21 protein-coding genes and 1 riboswitch are annotated in these 21,544 nt (G+C 61.9%); of the genes, 8 read left to right on the top strand and 13 right to left on the bottom strand.

Translation table 11 applies throughout. The features are described from left to right. Window positions 1-70 precede the first annotated feature (70 nt). From NKI73_RS07890 to NKI73_RS07870, 5 genes are all read left to right on the top strand, one after another. Window positions 71-1,237 (top strand): diphosphate--fructose-6-phosphate 1-phosphotransferase, encoded by a 1,167-nt coding sequence (locus tag NKI73_RS07890; protein ID WP_352628325.1) that lies wholly within the window; start codon window positions 71-73, stop codon window positions 1,235-1,237. Between the two features lie 34 nt (window positions 1,238-1,271). Beyond that, a complete protein-coding gene (locus NKI73_RS07885) occupies window positions 1,272-1,991 on the top strand; it encodes an MBL fold metallo-hydrolase (RefSeq protein WP_352628379.1) in 720 nt (239 codons plus the stop codon). A gap of 263 nt (window positions 1,992-2,254) precedes the next feature. After that, the gene (locus NKI73_RS07880; RefSeq protein ID WP_352628324.1) at window positions 2,255-3,781 is read left to right on the top strand and encodes a DegQ family serine endoprotease; all 1,527 of its coding nucleotides are present in this window, start codon (window positions 2,255-2,257) and stop codon (window positions 3,779-3,781) included. 141 nt (window positions 3,782-3,922) lie between these two features. After that, on the top strand, window positions 3,923-4,534 hold the full coding sequence (locus tag NKI73_RS07875) for a sulfite oxidase-like oxidoreductase (RefSeq protein WP_352628322.1): 612 nt from the start codon (window positions 3,923-3,925) through the stop codon (window positions 4,532-4,534). After that, the gene (locus NKI73_RS07870) at window positions 4,531-5,277 is read left to right on the top strand and encodes a ferredoxin reductase (RefSeq protein WP_352628320.1); all 747 of its coding nucleotides are present in this window, start codon (window positions 4,531-4,533) and stop codon (window positions 5,275-5,277) included. The genes NKI73_RS07875 and NKI73_RS07870 overlap by 4 nt, the downstream gene beginning before the upstream one ends. Before the next feature lie 23 nt (window positions 5,278-5,300). Here the strand turns inward: NKI73_RS07870 and NKI73_RS07865 are convergent, their stop codons facing one another. The 8 genes from NKI73_RS07865 to NKI73_RS07830 all read right to left on the bottom strand — a co-directional run bounded on the left by NKI73_RS07865 (window position 5,301) and on the right by NKI73_RS07830 (window position 13,070). Continuing rightward, window positions 5,301-6,776: a nucleotidyltransferase family protein gene (locus NKI73_RS07865; protein ID WP_352628318.1), complete on the bottom strand. Its 1,476-nt coding sequence runs from the start codon at window positions 6,774-6,776 to the stop codon at window positions 5,301-5,303. Next, entirely contained in the window at window positions 6,773-7,450 is a 678-nt protein-coding gene (locus NKI73_RS07860) for a glycosyltransferase family 2 protein (protein ID WP_352628316.1), read from the bottom strand. Before NKI73_RS07860 ends, NKI73_RS07865 begins: the two co-directional genes overlap by 4 nt. Then, on the bottom strand, window positions 7,450-8,202 hold the full coding sequence (locus tag NKI73_RS07855; protein WP_352628314.1) for a glycosyltransferase family 2 protein: 753 nt from the start codon (window positions 8,200-8,202) through the stop codon (window positions 7,450-7,452). Before NKI73_RS07855 ends, NKI73_RS07860 begins: the two co-directional genes overlap by 1 nt. A 55-nt stretch (window positions 8,203-8,257) precedes the next feature. Continuing rightward, entirely contained in the window at window positions 8,258-8,992 is a 735-nt protein-coding gene (locus NKI73_RS07850; protein ID WP_352628312.1) for a glycosyltransferase family 2 protein, read from the bottom strand. A 14-nt stretch (window positions 8,993-9,006) separates the two neighbouring features. Beyond that, entirely contained in the window at window positions 9,007-10,089 is a 1,083-nt protein-coding gene (locus NKI73_RS07845) for a serine kinase (protein ID WP_352628310.1), read from the bottom strand. 11 nt (window positions 10,090-10,100) lie between these two features. Then, window positions 10,101-10,529 (bottom strand): PqqD family peptide modification chaperone, encoded by a 429-nt coding sequence (locus NKI73_RS07840; RefSeq protein WP_352628308.1) that lies wholly within the window; start codon window positions 10,527-10,529, stop codon window positions 10,101-10,103. Window positions 10,530-10,650: 121 nt separating this feature from the next. Next, on the bottom strand, window positions 10,651-11,751 hold the full coding sequence (locus tag NKI73_RS07835) for an FAD-binding oxidoreductase (protein WP_352628306.1): 1,101 nt from the start codon (window positions 11,749-11,751) through the stop codon (window positions 10,651-10,653). Between the two features lie 71 nt (window positions 11,752-11,822). Then, entirely contained in the window at window positions 11,823-13,070 is a 1,248-nt protein-coding gene (locus NKI73_RS07830; protein WP_352628303.1) for an aromatic ring-hydroxylating oxygenase subunit alpha, read from the bottom strand. Between the two features lie 114 nt (window positions 13,071-13,184). After that, a riboswitch (cobalamin riboswitch) is annotated at window positions 13,185-13,386 on the bottom strand. A 504-nt stretch (window positions 13,387-13,890) separates the two neighbouring features. Here NKI73_RS07830 and NKI73_RS07825 point away from each other — a divergent pair. The 3 genes from NKI73_RS07825 to NKI73_RS07815 all read left to right on the top strand — a co-directional run bounded on the left by NKI73_RS07825 (window position 13,891) and on the right by NKI73_RS07815 (window position 14,686). Next, entirely contained in the window at window positions 13,891-14,091 is a 201-nt protein-coding gene (locus NKI73_RS07825) for a DUF680 domain-containing protein (protein WP_352628301.1), read from the top strand. A gap of 69 nt (window positions 14,092-14,160) precedes the next feature. After that, complete coding sequence (locus tag NKI73_RS07820; protein ID WP_352628298.1) at window positions 14,161-14,370, top strand: DUF680 domain-containing protein; 210 nt, start codon at window positions 14,161-14,163, stop codon at window positions 14,368-14,370. A gap of 79 nt (window positions 14,371-14,449) precedes the next feature. After that, the gene (locus NKI73_RS07815; RefSeq protein WP_352628296.1) at window positions 14,450-14,686 is read left to right on the top strand and encodes a DUF680 domain-containing protein; all 237 of its coding nucleotides are present in this window, start codon (window positions 14,450-14,452) and stop codon (window positions 14,684-14,686) included. Between the two features lie 77 nt (window positions 14,687-14,763). Here the strand turns inward: NKI73_RS07815 and NKI73_RS07810 are convergent, their stop codons facing one another. The 5 genes from NKI73_RS07810 to NKI73_RS07790 all read right to left on the bottom strand — a co-directional run bounded on the left by NKI73_RS07810 (window position 14,764) and on the right by NKI73_RS07790 (window position 21,346). Beyond that, a complete protein-coding gene (locus NKI73_RS07810) occupies window positions 14,764-15,876 on the bottom strand; it encodes an ABC transporter ATP-binding protein (RefSeq protein ID WP_352628294.1) in 1,113 nt (370 codons plus the stop codon). Between the two features lie 24 nt (window positions 15,877-15,900). Beyond that, window positions 15,901-17,565 carry a beta-galactosidase BglA gene (gene bglA / locus NKI73_RS07805; protein WP_352628292.1) on the bottom strand — a complete coding sequence of 555 codons (1,665 nt, stop codon included), beginning with the start codon at window positions 17,563-17,565 and terminating at the stop codon, window positions 15,901-15,903. Between the two features lie 4 nt (window positions 17,566-17,569). Further along, window positions 17,570-18,724 (bottom strand): carbohydrate ABC transporter permease, encoded by a 1,155-nt coding sequence (locus NKI73_RS07800; protein WP_352628290.1) that lies wholly within the window; start codon window positions 18,722-18,724, stop codon window positions 17,570-17,572. A gap of 1 nt (window position 18,725) precedes the next feature. Further along, window positions 18,726-19,739 (bottom strand): carbohydrate ABC transporter permease, encoded by a 1,014-nt coding sequence (locus tag NKI73_RS07795; RefSeq protein WP_352628288.1) that lies wholly within the window; start codon window positions 19,737-19,739, stop codon window positions 18,726-18,728. A gap of 251 nt (window positions 19,740-19,990) precedes the next feature. Continuing rightward, on the bottom strand, window positions 19,991-21,346 hold the full coding sequence (locus NKI73_RS07790; protein WP_352628286.1) for an ABC transporter substrate-binding protein: 1,356 nt from the start codon (window positions 21,344-21,346) through the stop codon (window positions 19,991-19,993). Between the last annotated feature and the right edge of the window lie 198 nt (window positions 21,347-21,544).

Below are 21,544 nucleotides of genomic sequence, written 5' to 3'. Positions count from 1 at the left end.
CTCTTCCGTTGCGCGATAGCGAAAGACAGGCGAATGTGCCTGCGAATTCATCGCTCGGGAGACGTCAGGAATGGCCGGAACTTTTGTCATCGCGCAGGGCGGCGGCCCAACCGCCGTCATCAACCAGACGGTGGTCGGGGCGACACTGGAGATCCGCAAGCGGCATCCCGGTGCCAAGGTTCTCGGTTCCATCCACGGCGTGCGCGGTATCCGTGACGGCAACTATGTCGATCTTTCGGCAATCCCGGAGGATCGGCTGCGGCTGATTGCCGGAACGCCAAGTGCCGCCCTTGGCTCGACGCGTGACAAGCCGGATGCCGCCTATTGTGACGTCATCCTCAACGGACTGAAGAAGGCGGGCGCCGATGCCTTCATCTATATCGGCGGCAACGACACGTCGGGCACGCAGCAGATCCTGACCGATGCCGCAGGCGGCACGATCGCTTTCGTCCATGCGCCAAAAACCATCGATAACGACCTCGAGGAAAACGACCACACGCCGGGCTTCATTTCGGCGGCCGAGTTCGTCGCCGGCGCCTTTCTCTCCGTCGACCTCGATTTTCGCGCGCTGCCCGGCATCTATGTCGGCATCGTCATGGGCCGGCATGCCGGCTTCCTGACCGCCGCCGCAGCAGCATGGCAGCTCGACCCCGACAGCGGCCCGCACCTGCTCTATGTGCCCGAACGCCCATTCTCGGCCGCCGGCTTCATCGACGACGTGCGCGCCACGCTCGACCGCCACAAACGCTGCATCGTCGCTGTCTCGGAAGGCGTCAGCACCGCCGACGGCAAGGCGCTGGTCGAAAGCCTGGTGCCGCCGGACAAGCTCGAGCGCGATGCGCATGGCAACGTCAAGCTGTCGGGCAGCGATCTGCCGGCCGCACTTGAGCGTGCACTGGCCGAAGGCCTGCCCGGCAAGCGCGCCCGCGTCGATGCGCTCGGCTACATGCCGCGCGGCTATGTCGGCGCCATCAGCACGGTCGACGCGCAGGAGGCGTTCGATGCCGGCGCTTTCGCCGTCACTGTCGCTGAACAGGGCGGCGGCTCGGTGGCGCTGCAATATGACGGCGCCAAAACGGTGCTGAAGAAGGTGCCGCTGAAGAACGTCGCCGGCAAGACCCGCCATATGCCGGATAATTTCATGAAGCCCGATGTCAATCAGCTGTCCGATGCCGGCATGGCCTATCTCAAGCGGCTGGTGCCGGAAAAGTACAAGGTCGGGAAGCCTTTCGTCTGATGCCGGATCACAGCTGATGCCTGGCTCACACCTGATGCCGGCGTGGTTCAGCAGAAGCATTGTTGACGACAAGACGACGATGCTGACCGAACCGTTCGTGCATGAGTACCTGCGCGCCAACATCTGGCACCTGCGCGGCCGCGACGCCGACCTTTTGGTCGACACCGGCATGGGCATCCGTCCGCTGGCGCCGCAGATCCAGACGCCGCAGGGCAAGCCGCTGCTGGTCGTCGCCACCCACATCCATCTCGATCATGTCGGCTCGCTGCACGAATTCCGATGGCGGGCAGGGCCAAGGTACAGCGCGGAGCAGTTCGAGAGCATGGATGAGGCGGCGACCTACGCTTACATGTTCCACGATCTCGAAGGCGCCGTCTCGAAACCGCCGGCGCCGGGCTGGAAGGCGGCCGACTACAAAATCCCGTCCGCACCGTTGACGCGAACCCTGGACGAGGGCGACATCGTCGATCTCGGGGACCGGCAATTCCGTGTGCTGCATCTGCCTGGCCATTCGCCTGATTCGATCGCGCTGTTCGACGAGGCCGACGGCCTGTTCTTCAGCGGCGACGCTATCTACGACGACACACTGATCGACGATCTGCCGGATTCGGACCGAACGGCTTATATCAGTACCATGCAGCGCCTGCTCGACCTGCCGATCCGCATCGGCCATGGCGGCCACGGACCGAGCTTCGACAGCAAGCGCATGCATGACATCGCCACTGCGTATCTCGGACGAATCGGTGGGATCTGATGCGCCCGGCGGGGCAGGGAAGACCGGACTGGCGCGTCGCCTGACAACATCGTGACCGGCCGTCATCCGGAAATTAAATCTTCGTAAGGTCGCCCGAAAACCCTAAATCGGGCCAACCCGCACCCTAGATGGAACGCTGTCGATCCGGTCGGCTGCCATGCCAGGCGAGACGGGCAATCGCGACCTTCGACACGCCAGATGGCCGGTTTTTCCTCACAGGGGCCGCCACGGCGCCGGATCAACTCTCGCCCGGACAAACGACCATGTCAGATATCCTTCGCAGACATCGCGTCGCGGCCTTGCTGGGCGCTGCGCTGATCATATCCCCCTTCGTCATGACTTTTGCTCAAAGCGCCAGCGACGCGATTCCGACAACCCAGACACCTGTCGCCGGCATAACGGCTCCCAACGGCTCGTTCGCCCCCATCGTGGCGGCCGACAAGCCGGCGGTGGTGACGATCACCACGGTCATGAAGGCACAGCCGGAAAGCCCGGACGACGGCATGCCTCTCGGCAACTCGCCATTCGACGACTATTTCCGCCAGTTCTTCGGCGACCAGGGCATGCCCGCCCCGCGGACACCGCCGCAGCAGCAGGCACCGCGCGCCGAGGCACTCGGCTCCGGCTTCATCGTCGCCGCCGACGGCACCATCGTCACCAACAATCATGTCGTCGATGGCGCCTCTTCGATCAAGGTGACGCTGGACGATGGCACCGAACTTCCCGCCAAGCTCGTCGGCCGCGATGCCAAGAACGATCTCGCCGTGCTCACGGTCAAGTCGGACAAACCCCTGCCAACCGTCAAATGGGGTGATTCCGACAAGCTCATGCCAGGCGACCAGGTATTGGCCTTCGGCAATCCGTTCGGCATCGGCACCACGGTCACGGCTGGTATCGTTTCGGCGCGCGGCCGCGACCTGCACAGTGGCCCGTTCGACGACTTCATCCAGATCGACGCCCCGATCAATCATGGCAACTCCGGCGGTCCGCTGGTCGATGTGAACGGCAATGTCGTCGGCATCAACACGGCGATCTATTCGCCCAATGGCGGCAGCGTCGGTGTCGGCTTCGCCATCCCGTCGGACCAGGCCCAGAAGGTGGTCGCCAAGTTGATGAAAGGCGGTTCCATCCAGTACGGCTATCTCGGCGTCGAGATCCAGCCGGTGACCCCGGATGTGGCTGGTGCCATCGGGCTCGACCATCCTGGCGGCGCGCTGGTTTCGCATGTCAATGAGGGCTCGCCGGCCGCCAGGGCCGGTGTCGAGACCGGCGACGTCATCACCGGCTTCGCTGGACAGGATGTCAAGGATCCCAAGGATCTGTCGCGGGCGGTCGCCGATGTCGCGCCCGGCGCCCGGGAGACACTGAACGTCTGGCGCAAAGGCAAGGCCGTGGATATTTCCGTCAATGTCGGGCGCAACACCGATGACGTGAAGACGGCGTCGGTGGACGACGGATCCGGCGCGCCTAGCGCCGGCCAAGGCTCGCGCGTGCCGGCGATGGGGCTTGGCCTGATGGACATCACTCCCGACATCCGCGAGCAGCTGAATCTCGCCGACAATCAGCGCGGCGCGGTCGTTGCCAGCGTCAATCCCGACAAGGCAGCCGCGGCTTCCGGAATCCAAGCCGGCGACATCATCGTCGCCGTCAATCAGATGCCGGTGAAGAGCGCCAGGCAAGTGACGCAGGCGATCGCCCAGGCCGGCAAGTCCGGCAAGAAGTCGGTGCTTCTGCTGGTCGAGCGCGACGGCAGCCAGATCTATGTCGCGGTGCCGTTTGCCAATGGCTGACGCATCGCGCTGAATTAGGACAGAGGCGTCAGGTTCGACAAGCCTGCCGCCCCTGTCCGTCAAGATTTCGGTTGCCCGCAGCGGCATCATCGAGAAAACTGCGACGGGCTGATGGATGCCTGCTGCAGAGGAATTACCGCGATGGTCACCCGAGGTTTCTCTTCAGGACGGCGCCCGCCAACCGATGATGATGCGCGCATACCGCCCGGCCAATATCTCGAGCAGGGTTTTCCGGTCCTGTCGGCCGGTCCGACGCCGCGCGTGCGCATAGAGGATTGGTCTTTCACGCTAAAACATGGCCCGCGGCCCATCAAGAAATGGACCTGGGCCGAATTCAACACACTGCCGTTGACCGAGATGACACGCGACATCCATTGCGTGACCGCATGGACCAAGTTCGACACGCCGTGGCAGGGCGTGCTGGTCGACGATATCCTTGCCGACGCAGGTTTGGAGCCGCCGACCGGCTTCACGCTGGCGCACGCGTTCGACGGTTACACCACCAATGTGCCGGTCAAGGATCTCACCGCCGGCAAGGCCATGGTGGCGCTGCTTTACGAGGGCAAGCCGATCACGCCGGACCACGGTGGCCCGGCAAGGCTGCTGGTGCCGCATCTCTATTTCTGGAAGTCGGCCAAATGGCTTAACGGCCTGCAATTCACGACGCGCGACGAACCCGGTTTCTGGGAATTGCGCGGTTACCACATCTATGGCGACCCGTGGCGCGAGCAGCGTTATACGGACGATCCATGAGCGATGCGGCAGCAGTGCAGTCGCCTTGGCAGACGGCCGGGATCGTCCGCATCGAAAAGCGCACGCCGCGCGTCACCAGCTTCTTTTTCCAGCCATCGCGGCCGTTTGCCTATCGCGCCGGGCAGCATGTCGATGTCAGGCTGACGGCGCCGGACGGTTACCAAGCCCGCCGCTCGTATTCCATCGCCTCCGCGCCCGAGATTGACGGCGTGATCGAGCTGGCGATCGAGAAGCTCGACGATGGAGAGGTTTCGCCATTCTTCCACGAGGTCGCGGCGGTTGGCGACGAGGTTGAACTGCGCGGGCCGCTCGGTGGGCATTTCGTCTGGCCCGATGAGGAGAGTGGGCCGCTTGTGCTGATCGGCGGCGGTTCGGGTGTCGTACCCTTGATGTCGATGATCCGTCATCGCGCCGCACGCAATTCGCCGGTCCCCGTCGTCCTGGTCTTTTCAGCCCGGGTCTGGGACGAAGTGATCTTTCGCGGCGAGCTGATCGGCCTCGACGACCGCAGGGACGGCTTCGACCTGGTGCTGACGCTGACGCGCGAAGCCGCACGCCGTCCCGCCGATTATTCGCGACGGGTGGACGTCGCGATGATGGTGCAAGCGATGGCGCGGCTGCCCGAGCCGCCAGGCATCGCCTTCGTCTGCGGCTCCAACGCTTTCGTGTCAGCCGCCGCCCAGGCGCTGATCGATGCCGGCGTCGCAGCGGAAGTCATTCGCACCGAACGCTACGGGGTCTGAGGAGTCCTATAGAGATCGCGCTCTCAGCCAATAGGCGAGAAGTGCGCCGACAGCAGCTGGAAAGGCAAGGCTCCATAAGCAGCCACCGTGGCCTCGTCGTTCCATTCGCGAAACTGACGCGACGGTCGCGCTTCGAGCGTCAGGTCATTCCGTGCGCCGTCGAGCGTCACCCTTCCACGAAAATACAGCACGCGTTCCTTTCCGGATCGGCTGATGGCCATAGCGCGCAGCCGAGCGATATGGCCATCACCGGCATTGATTTCCATTTCGATGCGGCGCCGGACAGGCGGAACACTGATTCTCACGACGATAGCAAGCATCATGTCGCCCATCATCGGCGGGCAGGCGATGGCTTGCGAAAACGTCAAAGGCATCGGTGCGGCTTGCGGGTTGCGCGCGGCTGGCCTGCCACGCCAAGGTTTGGCGTGGGGCTTCTGCTGCAACCGGCCCTTCTTGCGCTTCAGGCGCAATTGCTTGGCAAGTCCGCGCGACAGCCAGACAAGGGTGCCGAAATCCGTGCGCGGCTTGGCTTGCAAAATCGACGACCAACGCGACAGGCCAGCCCTATCAGCCATCCCGAAGATTTTGGCCAATGTCGGCCCCGGCACGGAAACGCCGATCTCAAACACCAGGTAGGACAATGCCACTGCCGCCGGAACGGCCAGACCGCGTCTGCCGACGATGTCGAGGAAAACATCCCAGTCGACGTCTCCGCCACGGATGGCGACGGCACAATCGACAAGCCAGTCGCTGTGGGTGTGGGCGTCGAGGCCGCCATGGGCGATGGCCAAGGCCATGCGATCGGCCGGCGACGGCACGAAGACCGCGACGCCGCTGAATTCGGCCGGGATCGCTCGCTGCCAGATCGCCAGATCGTCTTCCGAGCTCATCTGCGAGCCGTCATAGCCGAGCTGATGCAGGTCGATGTCGCCGAAACGACCCTTGAAAAAGTTCATCGACCGCAGCGACGCCAATCGGGTTCGCAGATATTGCGCACTGACGCCCGAGGCGATCTGCCAGTCGCGATCGCGCAGGATGTCGAACACGGCAGCCATGTCGCGCGGGCGCACCAGTATATCGATGTCGTGGGCCACCCGACCACGCTGTGCCGAGGCGTCCACCGCAACGCGGCTGGCGCCCTTGATCAACATGATATCGGCGCCGCCGTCGATCATCGCCTTCAGCACCGGCTCTGCTTCGCGCATCGCCATCCGTGACTTCGTCCACAGCATCTTCTGCAGGCCGACGAGGCGCGGATGGGCGGAATGGCCAGCCAACTTTCTTCCGAACCTGTCGGAGATGGCAGCGAGCAACCGGTGTTCTCTAAACGAGACAAGATCGATGTCGTTCTCATCCAGCCAGCGCGCGGCGCAGCCGGCGGCTGCGTCTTCATCGGCGAACAGGGCTGCCTTGAGCAACTGGTCGAGCTGGCCGGTCGGCCAGGACCAACCATAGTCCGGAAAGCGACGGCCGATACGGCGAACCGGCCCGGCTTTCAACTGGAGCCCGCCTTGTTCTGGGCTCGCCGCTGCATGGCGAGCCTTGCCACCTGGAGATAGCCGCGGTCGCGTTCCGGATCCCGGCCATGGGAAAGGCTGCCCGGCCTGATGCGGCGCAATGCAAGCACGTCGTCGAGCATGGCAAGGACAAAGCCTGCCTCACGAACCCGGGCGATCCAGTCGATCATCTCACCGCGCCCGCCTGCTTGGTCGATGACTGGCCCGACGGCCTCGGCAACCGTGCGGCGGATCATCATGGTCGTCCGCAACCAGCCGGGCACGGTCGCTGCCTCGGGTGCGTCGGGCCGGTCGTTGCGGAAATTCCGCAGGTGACAGAAAACCCCGGATGTCGCGGGCGATCCGTCAAAGAATGCGATCTGCCTTTCGATTTTATTAGGCAGCCACAGATCGTCTGCGTCCAGCGTCGCGATAAGCGGCGTCGAGAGTGCCGCAATACCACGGGTCGTAGCACTGCCGGGTCCCGCATTGTCCTGGCGTAGGAGTTGCATCTGGAGATCAATGCCGTCGATCGCCGAAGCAAGATCGTCGGTCGAGCCGTCGTCGACGATCACGACCATTTCGGGTCGCACCGTCTGGGCCGCGACCGACCGCAACGTCTCGGAGATCGTACCGCTCGCGTTGAAGGCCGGAATGACGACGCCGTATCCGCTCATCACATGAAATGCCAGTCAGCGAGATCCCTGAGATCGAAGATACCTTCGATTCGACGCAGGGACGGATCTGCCTTGCGGCGATTCATCGACTTGTGAATAGCGCGCATGAATTCACGCGACTGGACATCGGTTTGGCGGGTCATGTTGCCAGGATGACGTCTGTAGTAGAGGGCCACTGTCTCCGGCATCGCATGTCTTGGCCTGCTTTCGAAGGTGCGCAGCAGGTAGTCGGTATCCTCGGCTTGGTTGAAGGCCTCGTCGAAGCAACCGATACGCTCGACAAGCCTGCGCGAAAAGATCGCCGCCGACAGATGGATGCCGCGAACCGTAATGCTGTGGCTGTCGGCGGCCGGCTCAAGGCGGTCGTCGTCGATCTTGTCGACAAGCATCATTCTTGAATAGGTGAGGTCCAGGTCCGGATCGTTCCGGAACAGTCCGAGATCGGTCGCGAACCGTTCGCATGGGGAAATATCGTCCGAATCGAGAAAGGATACCAATTCCGTTTCCGGCTTGATCAGACTAAGCCCGACGTTGCGCGTGCGGGTCACACCAAGATTGGGCTGTTGGAAGAGGCGGATGCACGGGTTCTCGTCCATCGCCGAGCGCACTGCTTCGGCCGATCCGTCGGTCGACCCGTCATCGACGACGATGATGTCAAGATCGGCAGCGTCGCGTTGCCTCAGCAGCGAGCGCAGGGCCGGGCCTACAAAGGCTTCGCGGTTGTAGACCGGCATGATCACGCTCAGCCTCATAGGCGGCTCCACGACCGTTCGCGGCTTGGCTGATGCGGCCCGATTGTGTGCAGCATCATAGCATCTGCCAATCAGCGGGACTCTTCAGTTCGAAGATTCCCTGGACGTCTCGCAGCGAGGGGTCGGCCTTGCGCCGTCGCATCGACTTATGAATTGCACGCAAATTGTTGCGAACCCTGCCGCCATGCTCCTTGGTAACATTCCCGGCGTGCCGTCGATAGTAGATCGCGACGGCGTCCATCAGTTCGCAGTTCGGTCCCGTTTCGAAAACGCGCAGCAGATAATCAGTATCCTCGGCCTGCTCGAAATCCTCATCGAACTGGCCCGTCCGGTCGATAAGCTGCCTTTTGAACAGGGCCGCACTCAGCGAAATTCCGCGCAGTGTCATCGTGCGGCTGTCGGGTGTCGGTTCCAGCCGCTCGTCGTCAATCCGGTCTGCCAGGGTTATCAGCGAATAGGTCAGCTCCAGGTCGAAATCGGCTTTGAAGCGCGCAAGATCTGCCTTGAACCGCCCGGCCAGCGAGATGTCGTCAGAATCCAGAAAGGACACAAACGCGGCGTCCGGCGGCAGTTGCCGCAGCCCGGCATTGCGCGCCTTGGCGATGCCCATGTTCGATTGCTGGAACAGGCGGATGCAGGGTGTCTCGCGCATCATCGAGCGCACGGCTTCAACCGAGGCGTCGGTCGAGCCGTCATCGATGACGATGATGTCGAGATCAGCGGCGTCGCGCTGCCGCACCAGCGAGCGCAATGCCGAAACGACATAGCGCTCGCGATTGTAGACAGGCATTATCACGCTCAGTTTCACGAAGCGCCCCGCGCGAGAAAGTCCGCGACCGTGCCGGCTATCTCCCGGGGCTGCGTTCCCAGCGACAGACGGTAGCATGGCAGCAGGCGCGTCAGGTCGCCGAAGAAGCGAAAACCGCTTTCCCGCTCGCCCGGCATCTGCGCTATGCCAGACGGAGCCAAGGCAATCATGGCATCTTTGCGCGACACCGGCACGATCGAACTTACCTCGCCACCACCGATATGTGGCACCACCAGCGCAACGATGTCCAGAGTTTCAGGCACCGGCTGAGGCGCAATCTCACCAATGTGAAAGGTGTGCTTGCCTTGCCAGTTGAGCGGACCATGCGCCGGCAGCCGTTGCTTCAGCCCAAGCCGTGCAAATCCCTGGGGATCCTGTTTGAGTGTTGAAAACAGCGGGCGGGCAGTCACGCCGCCGGCGAGGTCGATCAGCACATAATCATCGCCGACGCTGTCCAGCCCGTTGAGGAGGCCGGCAGCGACCGTCCCGGATTTCCCTGCACCGCCCGCGCCTGCCAGCAGCACGCCCTTGCCGTTGGCGCCGAGCGTGCCTGCATGGGCAAGTCGCATGCCGCGTGCCGCATATTCCCAATGCAGGAAAGCCCGCAACGGTGCTCCCGGCTCCCATGGTGGAAAAGCTTCAGCCGAGGCCATCAACTGAACGCCAACGCGACGTTGCGGATCATAGAACTGCCAGAAGTCGAGATCGTGAAAGTGATGGCCACGCAACCCGGCCTCGGCGAGCCGCTTGGCAAAGCCGTGCTCGGTGAAATGCGCGTCGGCCCACTTGGCTGGCTCGGGGATACCAGCGACGCCCGGATGCACAATGAAAATGCGGCAACGGGACGTTTCCGGCTGATCATCCCGGGTCTCGAGAAAAGCATGGCTGAGTGCATCCGCCAGCGCGCCGGGGCTGAGATGCGCGCTAACCTCAAGCCGGGGAAGGTTGATCCTACGCACGACTGAATTGTATGCGGCCGTGCGTTCAGCGGCGGCAATGAGATACCGGGCGTAGTCCGGCAAGATTTCGAGAGTGACGCGCGATATGGTCAGGTCCAGTGTCCCTCTCTGGCGATGCAACCAGTCGCCCGTCAGGATGTCTGCTTTACCGCCGGCCAGCCAACGGGTTCCTCGACTTCATGGATAGGATCCACGATGATGAGGTCGGCAAGGTCGTCGTGAACGCTCACAGCGAGCGACTCGGTTGTGGCGGCAAGGTCGGCAAGCAGTTCGCCAGGCAGCGGCAGCGGTGGCGCATCCAGGCGAACCAGGAGCCCCAGTTCAAGCAATTGCGATACGAAACCTTCGAGTTCATCGGGGCCAATCGTCCTGGCGCCAACGGTCAGCCCGACCAGAGCCTGGGCATCGACGCCGGACGATAGCGCCTGCCAAATCCTGCTGCCCGAATCGGAAAATCCGAAATACTTCCCGTTCGAAAGATCGAGCACGACGGCTTCGCCGTCGAAAGATTCAAAGACAATATCCTTGCTCGAAATTGCGTAGACATCGCTATGACGCATTTGTCTTGGCCCCCGCAGCCGCGCGAGCAGTCGCCGGTCGGCGCGGTCGCTCAGCCTATAACGCCTGTAAACACTCGATTCTTGCTTGGCAAGCCAACGTGCGCCAGCGGCTCCAAGCCGATCACGCCTCGATTTCGAGCGCCGAAAGCGGTTTTGAGCAACAGGCGAGGATAAAGCCGTCGTCGATCTCGTGGTCCAGGATGCCGCCATTGTGGCTCATCTCGACGTCGCCCGCGACCTTCTTCACCTTGCAGGTGCCGCACAGACCGAACTCGCATGCGGCGGGTATCCGCACGCCGGAGGCCCGCGCGGTCTGCAGCACGGTCTGCCCGGCGACGCATTCGGCGTCGACATCCGAAAGCGCGAAACGGATCGGCGTCGCGGCTTCGACCGGGGCGACGGCGTCGTCTCTCGCCGGCAAAGCGAACGGCGCCGGGATCTTCTCCACGGCAGGCGCCGCAAAGCTCTCCTGATGGTATTTCGTCATGTCGAAGCCGGCGGAGTCCAGCATGCCGCGCACGGCGCGCATGAAAGGATCAGGGCCGCAGCAGAAGATTTCGCGCTCGCGGAAATCGGGCGCCAGCAGCGGCAGCCGGATGGCGTCGATGCGGCCCATATGGCCAAACCAGCCCTCGCGGCTCGACCGCTCCTCGATCATGAAGCCGAGCGACAGGCCGGGCATCCGGCTGCCGAGCAGCTCAAGTTCCTTGCGGAAGATGATCTCTTCCGGACGGCGCGCGCAATTGACGAAGCCGACATCGGTCCATGGCGCACAGTCGTTCAGCCAGCGCAGCATCGACATCATCGGCGTCACGCCGGAACCGGCGGAGATGAACAGATATTTGGCCGCCGGGTGGCTGTGCAGCGAAAAGTCACCGGTCGGCCCATAGGCCTTGACGTGCGATCCGGGCGTAAGATGGTCGAACATCCAGCGCGTGCCGATGCTGCCGGCCTGCGCCTTCACCGTCACCGCGATCGAGAACGGCCGCGATGGCGAGGACGACAGCGTGTAGGTGCGCATCAGCGGCCCGTCCGCGGCCGGCAGCTCCAGCGTCAAGAACTGGCCCGGCTTGTAGCGAAACCAGGTCTGGTTGTCGGAGCGGAAGGTGAAGGTCTTGACGTCAGGCGCTTCGTCGCTGACGCCGATCACTTCTAGCACCTGCAGCCGGTCGTTCCAGGGCGTCATCTGGTCGAGATGGCGATAGAGGCCAAGATCCGTCATCGCATTCATCCTCTTATCTCTTTTGTTTTGTGCATGATCCCAAGGCCGCTGCGCATTTTGGGCGACATGCGCTAGGCGACGCTGCGCAGGGTCGGCCGGCCGCCTTCGGCGAGGCGCGGGCCGATGAACGACGCGTACCATTCGACGAACTGGATCACGCCACCCTCATGCAGCTCCGAATAGGGGCCTGGTTCATAGGCGGGCGACAGGATGCCGAAGGCGTTTTCCTCGACGATGCGACGGTCCTGGTCGTTGGTCTCGGTCCAGACATGGGTGAGATCGTCGATGGTGTAGTCGACCCCCTCGACCGCATCCTTGTGCACCAGCCACTTCGTCGTCACCGCCGTTTCCGTGGCGCTGATCGGCAGCACCCGGAACGTCACCGCGTGATCGATGAGGATGTGGTTCCAGGTCGTCGGGTAGTGATAGTGCATCAAGGTGCCGATCCGGTCGGCGGAGACAGTGTCGGAGAGGTTCTTCTTCACCGCCCGCTTGCCGGTCATGGTGTAGCTGACGGCATCGCGCAGCAACGGCGCGCGGGTGGCGCGGTACTGTCCGGCCGGATCGATGCGAAATTTGCTCGGCAGGCCTGATGCCTCGCATTTGGCCCAATGCGCGACCATTTCGGGGTCACTGTCGGCGCCGTTGACGCCGGTTACGGTCGGCGCCTCGGGGAAGGTCTTGCACAGCTCGGGATGATTGGCGACGCAGTGATAGCACTCGCGATTGTTTTCCCAGACCAGCTTCCAGTTGCCCTTCTCGATGATCGTACTCTCGAAGGCGATCTTTGCTTCGCGCAACCGGTGCGGCAAAAGATAAGGTTCGATCATCGCCCGCATCGGCGCGAAATCGGCGGGCTCCCTGGCCAGGCAGATGAAGATGTAGCCGCCGACGCTCTCGCAGGCGACCGGCTTCAGGCTGAACTCGCTCTTGTCGAAACCGTCGGCCATCTGGCGGGCAAACAGCAGGCGGCCATCGAGTTCATAGGTCCACTGGTGATAGGGGCAGACGAGCTTTGCCGCCGTACCCCTCTCGGTATTGCAGACGCGGCTGCCGCGATGGCGGCAGGAATTGTGGAAGGCGTTGATCTTGCCTTGCTGGTCGCGGACAAGGACGACCGGATAGTCACCGATCTGCACCGTGATGTAGCTGCCCGGCTTCGGCAGCTCGCAATCGTGGCCAATGAACAGCCAGTCGCGATACCAGATCAGCTCCATGTCGAGCTTGAAGTAGTCCGGATCGGTGTAGAAGGGCTGTTCTAGCGAAAAGCCTTGCCGGCGGCTGTTCAAGAGCCTCAGCATGTCGTTGCGAGTTTCCATGTCCTGTCCTCGTTTCTAAGGACTGAACTGGTGGTGACGGAGGAAGGATTGGACGCAGGCCGGCGATGCGCCGGACATGCACTATCCACCTCTTGACCGCCCACCGCGATCAGTCGAGTTCAATGATCTCGGGCTGGTTTCCGGGCTCTGGAGTTGTCCTTGCGGACCATCGCGACACCTTCCCAGGCAGTTGCCCAGTGGTCTCCCGTTGCGACTTGAACTCCACCACCGTTGCGGGGGCAGCGCCGGATTCTGACCGGCTTCCCAATTCTCCGCCTCGTCGTCACGAAGCGGCACCTGAGATGATATGATCTAACCACGATCGCGGGCGCGCCATCGGCATGAAAACGACATCGTATCCATGCGGCGCGACACGGATGCGAAACGTTCCGGTTGGCGATTGCAGAGCTGAAATCCTATCTCCGCGGCGGCCATTTCCATCTGCAATCTCCTCGAAACCGACCCCTCACCCGGGGCCAAAAAAGTTAACAGTTTCGAAAAGTGACTATTAGCTCTTTCTAAAATCGAACCGAACGGTTCGTTTCTGTTGACGGTGCGTGCAGGACGGTGTGAACGCCGGACCTTCGAAACAGTTGGTGATCAAGCGGGCGGTTTTTCTTAAATCATTGAAAAATATAAGTAAAAAGTGGTGTGTAGAAGCCCTTGGCACAATTTCAAGTGGCGGACTCATGGTCCACACGAAACAACTTCGTGATTGGAAAAGGCGAGGATGCCCTCCCACATCGGGGCTGTCCGAACGACGCGATTTCTTCCCAAGACACGCCGCTAGACGGACGGGAAAAATACTGGAGTACATAAAATGAAAAAGATCATTCTCACTGCCGCCGTCCTTCTGGCGATTTCGGGCAGCGCCTTCGCTAATGGTAGCGACCACTACGGTTCGAACGCCGCGGCAGCCACTGCTGTCGACAGCTCGTCCACGGCTTCGGTCAAGAAGTCGGAACCGGCTGCTCAGACGCCTGCCCAGGGCAGCGACCGTAATCTCTTCGGCAACAACTAAAAGCCGATTACCGGCAGACGGCGGGCTTGCCCGCCGCTCTGGCGAAATTCAGAAATCAGGAGACTTGAAATGAAGAAGATCATTCTTGCTGCCGCTGCGGTTCTCGCCATCTCGGGTAGCGCCTTCGCAGGCAGCGACAACTTTGGCTCCAACGGCGCCAACCAGCCTGCCACCACCGCCACCGACAGCTCGTACACGGCTTCCACCCAGAAGTCGGAGCCGGCCACGCAGGCGCCTGTCAACCATGGCAGCGACCGCAATCTGTTCGGCAACAACTAACATCCGACCAAACCAACATCAGACAGCGATGCGGCGGGTTAACCCGCCGCATCGAATTCGAAAATACGGAGTATCAAAAATGAAGAAGATTGTTCTTACTGCCGCCGCTGTTCTGATTGCCGCCGGCAGCGCCTATGCCCGCAACGACAACGTTGGCGGAACCGACATCAACAAGCAGGCGACCGTCAACGTCGACACTTCGCATACGGGCTCGATCCGCAAGAGCGAATCGCCCATCTACAAGCTGCTCAATTCGTCGGGCGATGTATCGAAGTCCGCCCCTCAGGGCAGCGACCGGAACCTCTTCGGTCGCTAACAGCCGAAGCCGATGTCCAGAAAAGAGCGGTGGGCCTTGCCCGCCGCTCTTTTTTTGACCGTCGAGATGGTTCCGTATCAGGCTGCCTTTGCTTCCGCTTCGTGAAGCGCGAAGGACCGCCCATCCGTATCGAAGATATGCAGGTCTTCGCCATTGGCGCTCAAGCGCAATGTCGAGCCACGCTTGACTTCGACATTACCAGGCAGCTTGGTCACCAACGGCAGGTCGGCGCGGCCGATGTCGACATAGACAAGCTGAACCTCGCCGAGCTGCTCGACATAGTCGACCGTCCCTTCGAACAGATAGTCCGCACCGCTGGCGATGATCAAATCCTCCGGCCGCACGCCGAAGCTCACTGCGGCGCCCTTTGCCGAAGCAGGCGTCGTGATCGGCACGGTTGCCTTGCGCCCGCCGACATGGCTGACGACAGTCGGATTTCCGGTCTTGTCGATGGTCGCGGGCAGGATGTTCATGGCCGGCGAGCCGATGAACTGGGCGACGAACAGATTGCCGGGCTTCTTGTAGAGATCCATCGGCGTGCCGACCTGTTCGATATGGCCGTCCTTGAGCACAACGATGCGGTCGGCCAGCGTCATCGCCTCGACCTGGTCGTGGGTGACGTAGATCATGGTCGTGGCGGGCATCGATTCCTTGAGCTTGGCGATCTCGATGCGGGTGGCAACGCGAAGTGCGGCGTCAAGGTTCGACAGCGGCTCGTCGAACAGGAACACTTTCGGATTGCGCACGATGGCGCGGCCGATAGCGACGCGCTGGCGCTGTCCGCCCGACATCGCCTTGGGCAAGCGGTCGAGATATTTGGTCAGCTGCAGGATTTCCGCCGCCTGGCGCACGCGCCGGTCGATCTCGGCCTTGTTCTCCTTCCCGATCTTCATCGAGAACGCCATGTTGTCGTAAACGGTCATGTGCGGGTACAGCGCGTAGGACTGGAACACCATGGCGATGCCCCGCTTGGATGGCGGCACGTCGTTCACGACCTCGCCGGCTATTCTGAGCTCGCCGGAGGTGATTTCCTCGAGCCCGGCGATCGACCTCAGCAATGTCGACTTGCCGCAGCCCGACGGACCGACAAAGACGATGAATTCGCCCGACTTGATATCGAGGTCGATGCCGTGGAGAATGTTCAGATTGCCGTAGGACTTCTTCACTTGCCTTAGCGTGACATCGGCCATTGGTTTCCTCCAGTGATTTGAAATTCAGTCGACGCGCCCGAACCAGGCGCCGTAGCCGCCAAGCTCGATGGAACCGCTGCTTGCCTGCCCCGAAAATCCATGCCCGGGCAAAGGTTGCAGCGATCGGCTGCCAAGGTCAACCTTGGTTGGCCCGGCTCCCAGATTGAAGACGCAGACGAGCTGCTCGTTGCCTGCGCGGCGGGTGAAGGCAACGGTGTCGCCCTCGCTTTCGATAAAGGTGATGTCACCCTTGACGAGCGACGGATGGGCACGCCGGAACGTGAGAAAGCGACGATAGTGCTCAAGCAGCGAATTCTCGTCGCCCTGCTGGACATTGACCGCTTGCGAAAGATGTTTGGTCGGCACCGGTAGCCAGGGCTTTGCCGAGGAGAATCCGCCATTCTTGGTGCTGCCGTCCCACACCATCGGCGTGCGGCAGCCGTCGCGGCCTTTGAATTCCGGCCAGAAGCGGATGCCATAGGGGTCCTGTAAATCCTCGAACTGGAGGTCGGCTTCACCGAGCCCAAGCTCTTCGCCTTGATAGATGCAGACCGAACCGCGCAAGGACATCAGCAGCGCCGAGATGACCTTGAGATAGGCGGTCGGGTCGGATTCGCCGGCCGCCCAGCGCGAGGCCGGGCGCATCACGTCGTGGTTGGAAAAGGCCCAGCACGACCAGCCGTCGCTGGCGACCTTGCCGAAGGATTCCAGCACCGAGCGGACCTTGGCCGCACTGATCTTTTCCGGCGCCAGGAAGTCGAAGGAGTAGCACATGTGCACGCGCTTGCCGCCGGCCGTGTAGGCAGCCACCACGTCCAGTCCGCGCTGCGAATCGCCGACCTCGCCGACCGCGGCGGTTGCCGGATATTCATCGAGCAGGGCGCGGAACCGCTCGAGGAAGCCGAGGTTTTCGGGCCGGCTCTTGTCGTAGAGATGGTCCTGATAGTTGTAGGGATTGACCGCTGGTGCGGTCTGGTCGTTGCGCTCTTCCGGCGGCAGCGGCGGATTGTTTTCCAGGCCCTGGCTGTGGAAATAGAAATTGATGGTGTCGAGCCGAAAACCGTCGACGCCACGCTCCAGCCAGAAGCGGGTGACGTCGAGCAACGCGTTCTGGACCTCATGGTTATGGAAGTTCAGGTCGGGCTGCTCGGACAGGAAATTATGCAGGTAATATTGCTGGCGGCTGGTGTCCCATTGCCAGGCCGAGCCGCCGAAGATCGACAGCCAGTTGTTGGGCGGCGTGCCGTCCGGCCTGGCGTCAGCCCAGACATACCAGTCGGCCTTGGGGTTGGTGCGGCTCGACCGACTTTCCTTGAACCATGGGTGGTTGTCCGCGGTGTGCGACAGCACCTCGTCGATCATCACCTTCAAGCCCAGCCTGTGCGCCTCGGCGGTCAGCGCGTCGAAGTCGGCCAGCGTGCCGAACATCGGATCGACGTCACAGTAATCGGTGACGTCATAGCCGAAATCCTTCATCGGCGATTTGAAGAACGGCGAAATCCAGATGGCGTCCGCACCGAGTGCCGCGATGTAGGGGAGGCGACCGATGATGCCCTTGAGGTCGCCAATGCCGTCGCCGTTGGAGTCCTGGTAGCTGCGCGGATAGATCTGGTAGATCACCGCACCTCGCCACCAGTCGCTATCGATGGCGAGATCAGGCTTCGAGCTGGCCTTCAAAGCGGATTGCATCGTCTCAGCCTCCTTTCACCGAGCCGGCAAGCAGCCCGCGGACAAAATAGCGCTGCAGCGAGAAGAAGACGATCAGCGGCACGATGATGGTCACGAAAGCCGATGTCGTCAGAATCTCCCAGTCGCCACCGCGTGAGCCCAACAGCGCATTGAGCTTGGCGGTCAGCACGATCTGGTCTGCCTCTGTACCCAGGAAAACCATCGCCACCAGCAGATCGTTCCATACCCACAGGAATTGGAAGATGGCGAACGAGGCCAGCACCGGGAACGACAGCGGCAAGACGATCTTGACGAAGATCTCGAAATCGCTGGCGCCGTCGATGCGCGCCGATTCCATGATTTCGCGCGGCAGGCCGGCAATGTAGCTTCTGAGCAGGTAGATGGCGAAGGGCAGGCCGAAGCCGGTATGCGCCAGCCAGATGCCGAGATAGGTCTTCGACGGCATGCCGAAGAAAGCGCCGACACCGTTGTAGAGTTTCAAGAGCGGGATCAGCGACATCTGCAGCGGCACAACCAGCAGGCCGATGATGACCGCGATCAGCAGCGCCCGGCCGGGAAACCGCATCCAGGCCAGCGCATAGGCGGCAAAGGCGGCGATCAGGATCGGTATGACGGTCGCCGGGATGGTGACGGTCAGCGAATTCATGAACGACCGCCCGATGCCCTCGGAAAACAAGACTGTCTTGTAGTTCTCGGTGGTGAATTTCGGTGGCGCCGACGAGGCATAGTAGATGCGCTGGCCGCGATCGCCTTCGAAGGCCTTGGGCGACTGCATGACAAAGCTGCCGTCTTCATTCAGCTGCAAGGTCACGCCATCGCCGAGATCCGCCGAAGTGCCAGCGGGATATTGCGTTGGCGCCGCCGATTTGACACCGAAGGCGCTGATGTTGCGCTTGGCGCCGTCGCCGAAGATGTTGCCCTCGAGAACGAACTTGCCGTCCTTTTCGACCTGCGTCGAGGCGGCCGGCAGCCGGCCGGCTTCGGTCTGGGTGGAACTGGCGAACGAGTTCCACCAGCCCGAGGCGATGATCTGGTTCTTGTCGCGCAGCGAGGAGACCAGGATGCCGAGCGTCGGTATGGTCCAGATCGCGACGAAGACAAGCACTGCAATGTGGACGCCAAAGCGGCTGGCGAAGGAATTTCCGGTCGCAACGGCCATCTCAATGTCCTCCCGTCTCTTTGTTCGCCTGGCGGATGTTCCAGACCATGATCGGAATGACCGCGATCATGATGATGATGGCGATGGTGGCGCCGCGGCCGAAATCGCCGCCGCCACGGAACATCCAGTCGAACATCAGATTGGCCAGGACCTGGCTGTTCCATTGGCCGTTGGTCATGGTCAGCACGATGTCGAACACTTTGAGCACCAGAATGGTGATGGTGGTCCAGACGACGGCGATGGTGCCCCATATCTGCGGCACCATGATCTTCCAGAAGATCTGGAATGGATTGGCGCCGTCGATGACGGCGGCTTCCAGCGTTTCTTCGGGAATGCCGCGCAAGGCTGAGGACAGGATGACCATGGCAAAGCCGGTCTGGATCCAGATCAGGATCACCATCAGGAAGAAATTGTTCCAGAACGGCAGCGATATCCAGACCTGCGGCTGGCCGCCGAAATGCTGGATGATGGCGTTGAGGATGCCGATCTGCGTCTGGCCCTCGCCGCGATATTCGTAGATGAATTTCCAGATCACGCTGGCGCCGACGAAGGAGATCGCCAGCGGCAGGAAGATCAGGCTCTTGGCGATCGTGCCCCACCAGATCTTGTCGGTCAGCACGGCGATGATCAGCCCGAGGAAGGTGCAGGCGGCCGGCACCACCGCCAGCCAGACGATGTTGTTGAGAATCGAGTTGCGGAATTCACGGTCGCCGAAGGCCCATTGATAGTTGGCCAAGCCGACGAAATTGACGCCGCCGCGATCGAGGAACGACAGCCGCAGCGTCTCGACCACCGGATAGATCAGGTAGATGGTCAAGATGATCATCGCCGGACCGACGAACAGCCACGGCCGGACCAGCCCTTGCCGGCGCAGATTGTCGATAGCCGCGGCGCCAGCGACACCACGCGATGGAAATATCAGGTCGACCAGTTTGTTGGCGCCCCAGAAATAGGCGACGCAACCGCCGACCCCGACGATGATGACGAATATGGCCGAGAAAATCTGAGCCGCCATGGGTCCCTCCCCCTGCGCATCACTAGCCAAGGCCGAACGGTCAGGGCGGTGAGATGCGCCGATTCAGTTGTTCAGAGCGCCATCGCCAGGCAAGACAGGTCTTCCTCTTTGCTGGTCGCGCTTCATGCCGGATGTCTGTGTGCTCATGATAGTCGCCGCGGCACGGGCCGCCGGTTGGATCCGGGCCCCTGGGGCCCGGATCCAGTCAGGATCGATAGTTCAAACGTCCAGCCGAACAATCGGCGGCTTGCCTACTTAATGGCGTCCCAGCTTTTCTGAATGTCGGTGGCGACATCCTGCGCGGACTTGCCGCCGACCAGGTCGATCATTCCGGTCCAGAAGGCGCCGGCGCCGATCTTGCCGGGCATCAGGTCGGAACCGTCGAAGCGGAAGGTCGAGGCGTTGGCGAGGATGTCGCCTTGCTTCCTCAGCGCGTCGCTGGCATAGGCCTCCTTGTTGACCGACTTGAGCGGCGTCACGAAACCGCCTTCGGCCATCCAGATCTCATGGGCGAGCGGCATCTTCAGGAATTCGATGAAAGCGCGGGCGCTCTTGCTGTCTTTCGTGATCATCGCCAGCGTCCCGGCACCGAGCACGGGCGTGCCCAGTTCAGGCTTGGAGGCATAGGGCGGGAAGTAGAAGAAGTCCGCGTCCTGGCCAATCTTGGTGCCTTCCGGGAAAAAGGTCGGGATGAACGACGCCTGGTGGTGCAGGTAGCATTTCGGCGGCACAGCGAAGAGGCCCTTCGGGCTGTCGCGGAAATCGGTCGCCGCAACCGCCTTGGCGCCGCCGTCGACCATCTTGTCGTCGGTCGCGATCTTGCCGAAGATGTCGATGGCGTTGACCACCGCCGGATCGTTGAACGGGATCTCGTTCTTAACCCACTTGTCGTAGGTTTCCGGAGACTGGGTGCGCAGCATCAAATCTTCGACCCAGTCGGTCGCCGGCCAGCCGGTGGCGCCGCCGGAGCCGAGGCCGATGCACCACGGTTTGCCGCCGTCGGCGATGATCTTCTTTTCGAGATCAGCGAGTTCTTCCTGCGTCTTCGGCACCTTGTAGCCGGCTTCCTCGAAATTATCCGGCGAGTACCAGACCAGCGACTTCACGTCGGCCTTGTAGGGGAAGGCGAAGAAGCCCGGCTTGCCGTCCTTATCCTTGAAGGTGCCGAGATCGACCCATGACTGGCCGGCGCCGTAATTGTCCTTGACCCATTTGGCGGTGTCGTCACCGAGTGGCGTCAGCAGGCCCTTTGATGCCAGGTCCTGGATCAGTCCCGGCTGCGGCAGCACGGCGATGTTGGGCGGGCTGCCGGCCTGCGTGTCGATGACGATCTGCTGTTCGTAATTCTCCGAGGAGGAGTATTTGATCTCGACGCCGGTGGCTTCCGAGAAATAGTCGAGAACGCCGCGCACCAGGCCTTCGTCCTCACCGCGCCACGGTCCGAAGATCGACAGCGTCTCACCCTTGAGGTCGACTTTCTTGAGCTCTTCGTAGTTGGCCCAGTTGAAGCGCTTGTCCTCACCCGGCTTGAATTTCAGTTCGGCATGCGCGGGCGCGTTCAGGGCGAGCGTGGCAAACGCGGCACCCAGCAAAAGCATTTTCTTCATCGGTATTCCTCCCAGTGGATCATACACACCGGACGGAACCTCCATTCCGCCCGCCGACGCCGCAGGACTGTGACTCAGTCAGAAAGGAACCGCAACCTTTCGAAGAGTCTTCCAAAGCGCTTTGGCCCTTTTGATCTCGCCATTGAATCGGCCGGAAGTCAAGAGGCAGCTGGGCTAATCGATTTAATCTGACGCGTT

Origin of the sequence: Mesorhizobium sp. M0496, from assembly GCF_040321205.1 — a bacterium.
In the GTDB taxonomy this organism is placed as follows: domain Bacteria; phylum Pseudomonadota; class Alphaproteobacteria; order Rhizobiales; family Rhizobiaceae; genus Mesorhizobium.
This window is presented reverse-complemented; position numbering and strand designations above follow the sequence as displayed.